This window comes from Vibrio sp. L3-7 (assembly GCF_963898195.1).
Classification (GTDB): Bacteria; Pseudomonadota; Gammaproteobacteria; order Enterobacterales; family Vibrionaceae; genus Vibrio; species Vibrio echinoideorum.
Genome location: NZ_CAWQUW010000056.1, coordinates 38331 through 50079, shown reverse-complemented (window position 1 = coordinate 50079; position 11749 = coordinate 38331). Strand labels below are relative to the sequence as shown.

Genomic DNA, 11749 nt, shown 5'->3' with positions numbered 1-11749 from the left:
TAGTTTGCAGCCACTTTTTAAGTGCGCTCTCGATAATAAATATCTTGAGGAAATGGTGCAGAAAAAGGTCGCTAATCTTACTCGATGCTGTGATTTAGGTCACGCCTAAAGGACATGATTTCATACTTTTTTTCTGTTTTCGCTAATGCAATCAAACTGTCAAAAAATCATGGTTAATCTACAGGTAGCAGATTGCTGCTCTCAAATGAATACTCGATATCCACCCACAACGATATGTCGATATTCCTTTAGATGAAGTTTAGGTGAGTAGTTGACTATAACCTTAGTGAGATACTAATCTTTATATGAGCTTTATCTACGTTCAATGAATGCAAAGCAGCCGCATGTCGGCAAGGAGATGCTATGAGCGAGACCAACCGGAAGCTATTTGTTTTAGATACTAATATCCTACTTCACGAACCCTTCGCTATATTTTCTTTCCAAGAGCACGATGTCGTTATTCCGATGACAGTGCTAGAAGAACTCGACAGAATCAAAGACAGTAAAAGAGACGTTGCTCGAGATGCAAGAATTGCGATTCGAACGCTCGAAGACTTATTCAGGGAAGCCACACCAGATCAAATATCGGAAGGCATTCCTTTTTCTCAAGACATTAACGCATCTGGCAGTATTTCAATACTCGCTGACTACGAACTTCAAGAAAGCGTCAAAGCCTTTGCCGACGACAAGGCTGGCGATAACCGAATCCTCAACGCTGTTTTATACCTTCAGAACAAACGTGCGCCGCGCGAAGTGGTTCTCATCACCAAAGACATCAACATGCGCTTACGAGCAAAAGGCGCTGGCGTTCGCTTTGTTGAAGATTATCAAACAGACCAACTGATTGATGACATCCAATACCTGACTAAAGGCTTTCAGCAACTTGAAGGGGCATTTTGGGATGGCATCGATAATGTCGAGAGTAAGGCTTTAGGGGGGAAAACGTTACACACCCTAGCAAGAGCGCCTTTCGAACCGACCTTTCTCAACCAATATGTGATTGACGAGGAGAGTGACTTTGCCGCTCGTGTCGAAGAGATTGAAACCGAAACCATCACTTTGAGAGATCTCAGTCGCGAACGGTTAATGAACCGCAGAGCGTGGGACATTACACCGAAAAACATCTACCAAGGTATGGCGATCGATGCCCTACTCGATCCTGATATTGACCTTGTAATACTAACAGGGGCTGCCGGGAGTGGTAAGACACTGTTAGCCATGGCTGCCGCGCTTGAACAAACCATTGAGCGTAAACATTTCGATAAGATCATCGTAACCCGAAACACGCCCGATATTGGCGAGTCGATTGGTTTTCTTCCCGGTACAGAAGAAGAAAAGATGTTGCCATGGTTAGCAGCAGTAACGGATACCTTAGAGGCGCTACACAAAAATGATCATTGCACCGAAGGCTCAATGAAATACATCTGTGATAAAGCCAATATCCAGTTCAAATCGATCAACTTCATGCGTGGCCGCTCGATCCAAAATGCCTTTGTTCTTCTCGATGAATGCCAAAACCTCACCGCTTCACAAATAAAAACCATCATCACCCGCTGTGGTGAAGGGACTAAGATTGTTTGTTCAGGGAACCTTGCGCAGATAGACTCTTCCTACTTAACCCCAGTGACCTCAGGGCTCACCTACATGGTAGAGCGTTTTAAAAACTTCGAAGGCAGCGCCAATATCCACCTCAATGGTGTGGTACGAAGCCGACTGGCAGAATTTGCTGAAGAGAACATGTAACTGTTCAGTTTAGTAAATAGCGATCCAGCAACAAAAAGCCCAGAAACAGAAAAGCCCAGAAACAAAAAAGCGCCTCACATTGGAGGCGCTTTTAGCTTCTAGCTTCTAGCTTCTAGCTTCTATTTTCTAAGAAACTGAAACTCTAATCAAACGCGGGGTTAGCCTGAATTACTCAGTACCACCTACTATAAGAGAATCTAGTTTCAATGTTGGTTGACCAACACCGACTGGAACGCTTTGGCCAGCTTTACCACACACACCAACACCACGGTCTAGGCTAAGGTCGTTACCCACCATAGACACTTGCTGCATCGCTTCTATACCAGAGCCAATGAGCGTTGCACCCTTCACTGGGTGAGTGATTTTGCCGTTTTCAATCATGTACGCTTCAGAAGCTGAGAACACGAACTTACCAGAAGTAATATCAACCTGGCCGCCACCGAAGTTTGGCGCGTAGATGCCTCTTTCAACCGTTGAGATAATCTCTTCAGGAGTATGTTCACCCGGCAGCATGTAAGTGTTTGTCATACGCGGCATAGGAAGGTGCGCGTAAGACTCACGACGACCGTTACCCGTAGGCGCTACACCCATTAGACGAGCATTAAGCTTGTCTTGCATGTAACCTTTTAAGATGCCGTTTTCGATTAAGGTATTGTACTGACCGTTTACACCTTCATCATCAACGTTTAATGAACCACGAAGATCTGTCAATGTACCATCATCAACGATTGTACATAGGCTTGATGTTACTTGCTCGCCGATCTTACCTGAGAATACTGAAGATTCTTTACGGTTGAAATCACCCTCTAAACCGTGACCAACTGCTTCATGCAGTAAAACGCCTGGCCAGCCAGAACCTAATACGACTGGCATCGCACCAGCAGGAGCGGCTACTGCTTCAAGGTTAACTAACGCTTGGCGAATCGCTTCATCTGCAAATTGGTAAGCAACCTGAGAGCCATTAGCATCGCTTAGGAAGAAGTCGTAACCAAAACGACCGCCACCGCCAGCACTGCCGCGCTCACGACGATCGCCTTTTTGTGCCAGTACGCTGATAGATAAACGAACAAGCGGACGAATATCACCCGCGAAAGTGCCGTCAGTAGCAGCAACAAGCATCTGCTCATGCACACCGCTTAAACTCACTGATACTTCAGTGACCATAGGCTCTTTAGTACGAATGTAAGCATCAAGCGCTTTTAGTAATTCTGTTTTTTGTTGTTTTTCCCAGCTTGCTAGCGGGTTAACCGCGTCATAGTAAGCTTGGTTCGAATTGCGTTTGAAAGCGTGAACCTTGCCGTTTTGACCTTGCTTCGCGATACCACGAGCAGCAATCGCACTTTGCTTCAGACCCTCTAATTGGATTTGATCAGAGTACGCAAAACCGGTTTTTTCGCCAGATACCGCTCGAACACCAACACCGCAGTCGATGTTGAAAGAACCGTCTTTAATGATGCTATCTTCTAGCACCAAAGATTCGTGCCAGCTTGACTGGAAATAGATATCAGCATAATCAATTTGGCGGGTAGCAATGCTCGCCAATGTATCTGCGATATTTTGCTCCGTAAGCCCTGTCGGGTTCAGTAGTGCTTCTTCAATTTGATTAATGCTCATAAATGGCTCTTGTTTGTAATTAAAATTGATTGGTGAATCGAGAATGTTGCGCTATTGGCATATTTTGCCTGATTGATTCGCAACTGGATGTGTCTATCTCAACCACCATACTTTTAGGCTCTTGGTCTAGCTGTGCGACCACTCGTCCCCATGGATCAACCACCATTGAGTGTCCCCATGTTTCTCTTTGGCAAGGATGTTTTCCCCCTTGCCCTACCGCGACAACCCACGATTGTGTTTCGATCGCACGGCACCTTAATAAGGCTTCCCAATGCGCTTGACCAGTCACTGCTGTAAACGCCGCTGGAACGATAATGATCTGCGCACCTTGCTCACGTAACTCTGAATACAAGTGTGGAAAACGCACATCATAACAAATACTCAAACCTAAGCGACCAAAAGGCGTTTCTGTCGTCACAACTCGGTCACCCGGAGTAAAAATATCGGACTCTCGATAACACTTATGCGCATCGGCCACATCAACATCAAACATATGTAGCTTGTCGTAATGAGCCACTAAACTGCCAAAATCATCAATCACCAATGTTGTAGTAGTCACGCCTTCAGCCGTACTTATCGGCATGCTACCGACAATAATCCAGATTCGATGAAGCGTAGCTAACTCAGACAGTTTCTTCTGTAATGGGCCATCATTTAAAGGCTCTGCATACTGGTGATAATCAGCTTTGCTGCCAAACACTAACGCGTTTTCAGGGCAAACAACCCACTTAGCTCCTAACGCTTTGCACTTTGCTACTTCTTGAACAAGGTAGTCAAAGTTCAATTCAGGGCTGGGACCAGATGTCATTTGAATCAACCCAACACAATCCATGTGTATCGCTCCTTCATTCATTATGATTCAGAAATCAGCATTTACCGTATATTAATCAGCGAGTACTTTAACTAATTCGTCTATTAATCGACTCGCTTAGCAACGGTTACTGAGCGAGTTTCCTAAGCTTTTCTGGTAACTGGAACTCACCGGAACTGCGCGAAAGTTCACTTACCGTTGGTGAATCCAGAGGTCCTTTCACCGAGTAATTAACTTGGGTAAAGACCTCAACCACTGGCGAAATAACGGTAGTTACCGCCAACACGTACAGTGCGGTTTGCGGAGTCACAGCAAATGCCGTTAATACCGGAATACCGGATGTAATATCTGGGGTAAAGTTCACTTCAGCATCAACCTGACGCGTATTCAAGTTAGCGATACCTTTGATCTGCATCTCGCCCGCAACGGCATCCATATTTAAGTCATTCGTCAGGAATATGCCATTTTGAATTTTACCCGTACCTGTGATGCTGTTGAACGCCATGCCTTTATCAAACACATCAGAGAAATCGAGCTGCATCTTACGAATGATTGAATCTAGGCTAAACAAACCAAGCAATCGAGCAGCACCACTTACGTCTGAAATAATGCCTTTACCGAATTTGGTTTCAACGTTTCCGTCAAGGGTATCCATTTTAATACCCCAAGGAGATCCATCCCACTGCAGTTGACCTTCCAGCGCGAAAGGCGCTTTTTGAATCCCTGAAGTAATACCAAAACGTTCCATTAATTCACTGTTGTTCTCGCCTTCAACATCAACGGCGAGCGATGAATGACTCTTATCGCCTTTCAATTCCCACCAGCCACTCACATCCGCTTTGTTTCCGCCGCTTCGAACCTGAATCTTCTTCCACTCAATACGATCGTCTTGCCTAGCCAGTTCAACATCGACCTTACCTACCTTATAGCCTTGCAACCAAAAATCGTTAAGGGTCAATTTTAGATTTGGCATCGCATCATGGATCTTTCTATCCAATTCAGAGATCAATGGGGCTTCTTGCTCTTTTCGTTGAAGCAATTGTTCTTGGTTTTTCTTGTCACTCCACTCAGGAACAAACAAATGTAGGCGATCCAGCGAAACCGTTAAATCGTATGGAGGCAGATAATTAATATCTCCTTCGATCTCTTGGCTAGACACTTCCATCTGCCACGCCTGTTTGTTCTTACGAGCGCTAAAATCGACATCATTCCAAGGAATACCACCTAAGATCAGTTCCTTACTCTCGAACGTAATGCGACTTGGTGCAGGAATGGTTGGCGTGTTCATTTGACTGAGCACAGCATCTGAAGGCTTCACCGGTTCCATCACTACCGATAACCAATCATCGGCATTGAACTTGTCAGTGCGAATTAACGCATGATGGCCAACAACAGGACTAATTTTATAACCACCCCGACCAAGCACTAAGTTAGTCGCCGTTAACTTGGGAACATCGTCTGTAATATCAATTTCAGCCTGATATTTGGTGCTAGGGAGCTGTAAACGTGCGGTAATCGCTTCTTGATTGCCCGACGCTTGTAGCCTTGCTGAGCCACTTTCTAATGATTTTTTCGCCAATGGATATGGGTAATCACTAGCCAAATACTTAAGATCTGACTGCAAATCCAGTTGGTAACTAAAACCGATATCGTTGAGCTGAATATCAATCTGACTTTGCCACTGAGCATGACCCGATAAACGGCTTAACCATTGCTCGCCAATATAAGGCTCTAGAGGTTTAACGTCCCAATCGCCTAAAACATCGATATCAACTGCGTACCCTGGGCCATCATTGAGGCCTTTAAAATCAACAGAGATGCCCTGTTTCAGTAAATCAGCAGCTAAGCCATTCGCCGTGATGACATCATTATCAAACTCGATACGTCCTGTCGTGTTTTCAAGCACCATTGGCGGAGCTTCAATTTCAACATGATTCCCACTCAGATCGGCATAACCCCACGCTCTTGGCTCTTTTTCGGAATCGAAAGGAATATTGAGTTGGAATTCAGATGACACATCGCCACTCACTTGCAGAGCCGTTAAGGCTGCACCGACGGAATCGACTAATGGAGAAGCGGTCATGTAATCGCGTACTGCATTGCCCGACGCGGTGGCCTTCGCTTCAATTTCAATATGACCGCCTTCCCCTAAATAGGGAATACGACCCGTAATACGATCGGCGGTTACATCCATCAATTGAGCCGAACGAGAATCTAGATGCATCGCATCATTTTCAAATAGCAGATCAAGTTGAAGATCGGTAATCAGTGGCCAGCCGGTATCAAAACTAAATTTCGCGTTCTCTAACCCAACCCAAACTTGGAAAATACCATCGTGATTGGTGTAGGGGTATTGGGCTAACTCACCATGCCAAAGTAACTTAACGGTGTCGGCTTTACCGGCTTGAATCGCAGTAGAAAGGTAATCCGTTAAATCTTGGCCAAGCGCTAATGTCGGTAAGTAACGCCATGTTTCGCCCACATTGTAAGCGTCCGCTTCACCGTAAAAAGACAGGTATGGGCTTGCATCATTCGGGAAATCCAAACGAAATGCGCCCAAAACTTGTAAATCTGGCGTTGCAGCCGTGATTTTATCGGACCAAAGCTTCCAACCGTTTTCATCTTGCTGCCAAACAATATCAACCTGACCTTGTTTGATATTTAGAGGGGCTTGGAATACATCGCCATAAGGAAACACATCATCAATAACATGCAAGCTGGCTTTCGCTTCTGATGCAGAACCAAACACACTCCCTGAAACTTGGCTAAAACCCGGGACTAATTCCCATTGCTCGATAGCCATATCAGAAAAACTCGCAGAATAACGTAAGCTTTCAATACCTGAATCCATGGATACACGAATATCAGAAACCAAACCACCGGGAGCCAACGAGTTAATCATTTGGGAGGACTGTTCAGAATCCGGCAACAACTTAATCAACGGCGTTAGTGTTGCAACATCAAGCTCAGAAACATTGAGTTGCCACGGACCTTTGTTCCACTTAAATGCGACATCAAGTTCAGGCCAAGGCGTATCATCGGTTCTCAAATTAAGTGAGTGACCATTTACTTGCCAACCATCTTCCAATGGAGAAAGCTTAAACACACCAGATTCAATCATCAAATCGTGGCGGCCATCCTCGTTCCAAGTCAGTTCAGAAGGTAATACCTCAACATAAGCATTAACTGGCTTACTGTTTTTCAACGTTAACCAGCTATTAAGGCTGACCGTACCGGTTTCAACACCTGACTCCGCCTGCATGTAGCGGGTTAACCAAGGCTTCACCGAGATATTATCCGCGCTCACATAGAACTCGCCCGTCATATCGGTCAACGATCCACCATCAACAAAGTTAGCACTCACTGACAAGGAATTTAGGTTGGCGTCTTTAATACTCACCACACCTTCCGCAAGGTGATGTTTACCTGAGTTTTGCCATTTTAAAGTTTCAATGTCGAGTTGGCGGTCTTCGTCAGAAATAGTCCGATATGCAAGGGTTGAATTTTTAGCGGTAACATCCACTAACGTTTTCAACAACAAGTTATCCAGCTCTTGCATAATTCGCTTTGAAGAGTTCGATTCTTTAGGTTTATCTTTGCCGTTTTGCCCAGCAAACAAGTCAATAGAACGGATATCAAGGTACATTTGATTCATGACCAGATCGGCCACAACCGGACGCATCTGAACAAGCGATTGAATCAAGTCAAACTCGACTTCAACACGCTCAACAGAGAAGGTCACATCTTCAGCATTTGGAAGGCTAGCTTTGACGCCTTGTAGGGCAATAGAGGGGTGAGTGTTGCGCCAAAAACCACCCACGTCTTGAATAGAAAATTCAAAACCGGAATGTTGATTTACCCAAACTTCAATTTCAGATTGATACTTGTTTAAATTGGGTAAGGCTACACGCAGTGTAGTAACGGCAATGGCTAGCGTTACTAAGAGAGTAACCACTAACCATAAACATGCACGAAGAATCAGAGTAACGCTTGAGCTCACAAAATATCCATTACATCATAACAACATCAAACTGCTCTTGTATGTACAGAGGCTCAGCCTGGATTTTAACTTGTTTACCAATAAACACTTCAAGCTCAGCGAGCGCGTGAGATTCATCGCCCTCTAACGCTTCAGCAACAGCGGCTGCTGCATACACAACAAACTTGTCAGCGTCATACGCACGATTCACACGTGTGATTTCTCGAAGTATTTCATAACAAACTGTTTCGACTGTCTTCACACTGCCACGACCTTCACAGGCAGGGCAACTAGAACACAGAATATGCTCAATACTTTCACGAGTACGTTTACGAGTCATCTCAACTAAGCCAAGTTGCGTGAAGCCGTTAATATTGGTTTTCACACGATCTTTGTCTAGCGCCGCCTCTAAAGAAGTTAGTACTCGCTTACGGTGTTCTTCTGACAGCATATCAATAAAATCGATAATGATAATGCCACCTAAGTTACGTAGACGCAGCTGACGAGCAATGGCTTGTGTCGCTTCTACGTTAGTATTGAAAATCGTTTCTTCTAGATTACGGCGACCAACAAATGCACCAGTGTTAATGTCGACAGTGGTCATCGCTTCCGTTTGGTCGATAATCAGATATCCACCAGATTTTAATTCGACTTTACGGTCCAAAGAGCGTTGAACTTCATTCTCGGTATCGTACATATCAAAGATAGGCTTGTCGCCTTCATACAACTCAAGCTTTTCAGTAAGCTCTGGCACGTACTCAGAAGTAAATTCTTTTAGGTTTTCATACTCTAAACGCGAATCGACCTGAATTCGGCTCAACTCAGTACCCACAAAGTCACGCAAGATACGCTGGCTTAGGCAAAGTTCGCCGTATAGACGAGTACGAGCTTTGTGTTTACCACGACGCTCTAGCACTTTTAGCCATAATCGTTTCAAGAATGCGGCATCTTGTGCCAATTCATTCGAGTCAGCCCCTTCTGCGGCCGTACGGATAATGAAGCCACCGTGTTCGTCACAGTAACGAGACACGACTTTTTTAAGACGGTTACGTTCTGACTCACTATCAATTCGCTGAGAAACACCGACATGGCTTGCGCCCGGCATAAAGACCAAATAACGAGATGGTAGAGTGATATCAGTGGTTAAACGGGCACCTTTAGTACCAAGAGGGTCTTTGACAACTTGAACAACAATGTCTTGACCTTGACGGACAAGCTCTGAAATATCACGGACTTGAAACTGTTTTTTTTCATTTTCAGCAACACATTCAGTGTGCGGAACAATATCAGAGGCGTGTAAAAAAGCTGCTTTCTCAAGGCCTATATCCACAAAAGCTGCCTGCATTCCAGGAAGAACACGGCTTACACGTCCTTTATAGATATTTCCCACGATACCGCGTCGAGCATCTCGTTCGACGTGGATCTCTTGAAGAGCCCCCCCTTCAATCATGGCCACACGAGTTTCACTCGGGGTCACGTTCAGCAACAATTCAGCACTCATGCTGCACCTCAGATTAGTAATTATAAGAATTCTTGCAGTAGCTGATCCGTTTCAAATAAAGGTAAGCCGACAACGGCGTAATAACTACCTTCGATTCGTGTAACAAAGCGTCCACCCAAACCTTGGATCCCATAGCTACCGGCTTTATCGCATGGCTCCCCTGTTTGCCAGTATTGTTCTATTTCTTTTTCACTGAGGGGTTTAAACCATACGTCGGTAATAACGATTTCTGTTTTTTGTTTTTCAGCCGAAACCACAGAAACGGCCGTCATCACTTGATGGCGTTCGTTGGCTAACTGAGTAAGCATACGCTTAGAGTCAGAAAAGTCGGTTGGTTTCTCGAGCACTTGCCCTTGGCTGACAACAACTGTGTCAGAACCAAGAACCACTATTTCAGAATCAAGAGAAATAGCATCAGAGCCAAGATCTACATTATCAGAACTAGGAACGACATGCTGCTTTTCATCGGTATTCGTTGTTAATAAAGAGAGCGCCGCTAAGGCTTTATCTAAAGATAGTCGCTTAACGTACCCTTCGGCGGTTTCTTGTGCGTGCTTACACTCTTCAACATCGGTTACCAGGATAGAAAACTCGTAGCCCAGTTGAGAAAGAAGCTCTTTGCGGCGTGGGGAACCCGATGCCAAAACTAAATGTTTCTTTTTCATCGTCACGCTACCTCACATGCCAATGGCGACGCACGCGCCTCATTAATAAAAACATCCAAGGCCAAAGTATACAGTTTATCAATGCGCTCCATAACGATAACGGATTGAACACGACATCTTGGATCAAATATTCACCAAAGAAGATCAACACTTCAAACAGCACAGTCAACGCAGCAATAATCATCGCTTGTTGCCATAGCGCCATGTTGCGTATTACTAGGAAGTTCATCGCAATAATGTACATCACTATTGCCATCATCATCCCGCGAATACCCAATGTTGAACCGATCAAAAGATCCCACAACAAGCCTAGAATCAAAGCGCTACCCACGTTAACACGGTGAGGTAAAGCTAAAACCCAGTAACAAGTCACCAATAGCAACCAAGAGGGTCTGAATAGATCCAAACTACCGGGCCACGGGATCGTCTGCAGAATAAGCGCGATCAAAAATGAGCAACCAATTACTACCTTGCTTCTTAAAACGCTATTGGCCATCTTCGCCCTCTAACAATGCTTGTTCTATGCTGGATTGATCCGCTTGCATCTGTTTGTTTTCATCCGGCCATACAAGCAGTAAGTACCTGAGCTTATCAAACTCAACCACAGGCTCTGCTTTGATAACCGCAAACTCACGTTTCGGGTCGTAATCAACGGCAGAAACATAAGCGACTGGATAACCTTCTGGATAAACCCCACCTAAACCTGATGTCACCAGCAGGTCTTCTTCTTGAATATCAGTACTGGTTGGGATGTGCTCTAGTTGGATCTCATCAATCATGCCATTGCCCGAAGCTATCACTCGAATATCGTTACGGATGACTTGAACAGGAATCGCATTGTTTGCATCAGTGAGTAGCAGGACACGACTATTGTGAGCCGCAACAAAAGTCACTTGGCCTACAATACCTTTCTCGTTGATCACCGGCTGACCTTCATATACCCCATCAATCTGACCTTTATCGATCACAACCTGATGACGATATGGTGAAGTATCTACTGCCATAACCTCTGTGACGACTTTCTTTTCGTCACGGATAAACGGAGATCCTAATAACTTACGAAGGCGTTTGTTTTCTTCTTGATATTGCTCAAGCAGAATCAGTTCGCTCTTCAGACGCAAAACTTCTCGTTTAATATTATGGTTGGATTCGATCAGGCCTTTGCGAGTACTAAAACGTTCGTAGACACCATCGAACATAGTGCGAGGTAAGTTGGCAGCATATTGAATAGGTGCAACCATGCTGTTTAATAGATAGCGGACATTTGAGAAAGTATCTAAACGACTATCAGCCAGCATAAGGCTGGCTGATAAAGTTACAGCAAAAAACAGGCGCAATTGTAGAGAGGGACCTCTACCAAAAATTGGCTTCATTCTATATTTGGTCCTAGAGCTACATTTGGTCCTATAGACAAGGTCCTAGGCTCTTTACATAAA

The 11749-nt window shown here is 44.7% G+C and carries 8 protein-coding genes; 1 reads left to right on the top strand and 7 read right to left on the bottom strand.

Translation table 11 applies throughout. The features are described from left to right. The first annotated feature begins 363 nt into the window (after window positions 1-363). Window positions 364-1743 carry a PhoH family protein gene (locus AACW75_RS21950; protein WP_017073036.1) on the top strand — a complete coding sequence of 460 codons (1380 nt, stop codon included), beginning with the start codon at window positions 364-366 and terminating at the stop codon, window positions 1741-1743. A gap of 168 nt (window positions 1744-1911) precedes the next feature. On the opposite strand, the gene tldD is transcribed toward AACW75_RS21950, so the two are convergent. From tldD to mreC, 7 genes are all read right to left on the bottom strand, one after another. Continuing rightward, window positions 1912-3357, bottom strand: coding sequence for a metalloprotease TldD (gene tldD / locus AACW75_RS21945; RefSeq protein ID WP_135456144.1), 1446 nt, complete (start codon window positions 3355-3357; stop codon window positions 1912-1914). 19 nt (window positions 3358-3376) lie between these two features. Next, window positions 3377-4189, bottom strand: coding sequence for a carbon-nitrogen hydrolase family protein (locus AACW75_RS21940; RefSeq protein ID WP_237297513.1), 813 nt, complete (start codon window positions 4187-4189; stop codon window positions 3377-3379). 106 nt (window positions 4190-4295) lie between these two features. After that, entirely contained in the window at window positions 4296-8168 is a 3873-nt protein-coding gene (locus AACW75_RS21935; RefSeq protein WP_145572215.1) for a YhdP family protein, read from the bottom strand. Window positions 8169-8178: 10 nt separating this feature from the next. Further along, window positions 8179-9648 (bottom strand): ribonuclease G, encoded by a 1470-nt coding sequence (gene rng / locus AACW75_RS21930; protein WP_004735923.1) that lies wholly within the window; start codon window positions 9646-9648, stop codon window positions 8179-8181. Between the two features lie 20 nt (window positions 9649-9668). Further along, window positions 9669-10313, bottom strand: coding sequence for a Maf family protein (locus AACW75_RS21925; RefSeq protein WP_145572214.1), 645 nt, complete (start codon window positions 10311-10313; stop codon window positions 9669-9671). A 7-nt stretch (window positions 10314-10320) separates the two neighbouring features. After that, a complete protein-coding gene (mreD, locus tag AACW75_RS21920) occupies window positions 10321-10809 on the bottom strand; it encodes a rod shape-determining protein MreD (RefSeq protein ID WP_017073030.1) in 489 nt (162 codons plus the stop codon). Continuing rightward, on the bottom strand, window positions 10799-11686 hold the full coding sequence (gene mreC / locus AACW75_RS21915) for a rod shape-determining protein MreC (RefSeq protein ID WP_017073029.1): 888 nt from the start codon (window positions 11684-11686) through the stop codon (window positions 10799-10801). The genes mreD and mreC overlap by 11 nt, the downstream gene beginning before the upstream one ends. Window positions 11687-11749 lie beyond the last annotated feature (63 nt).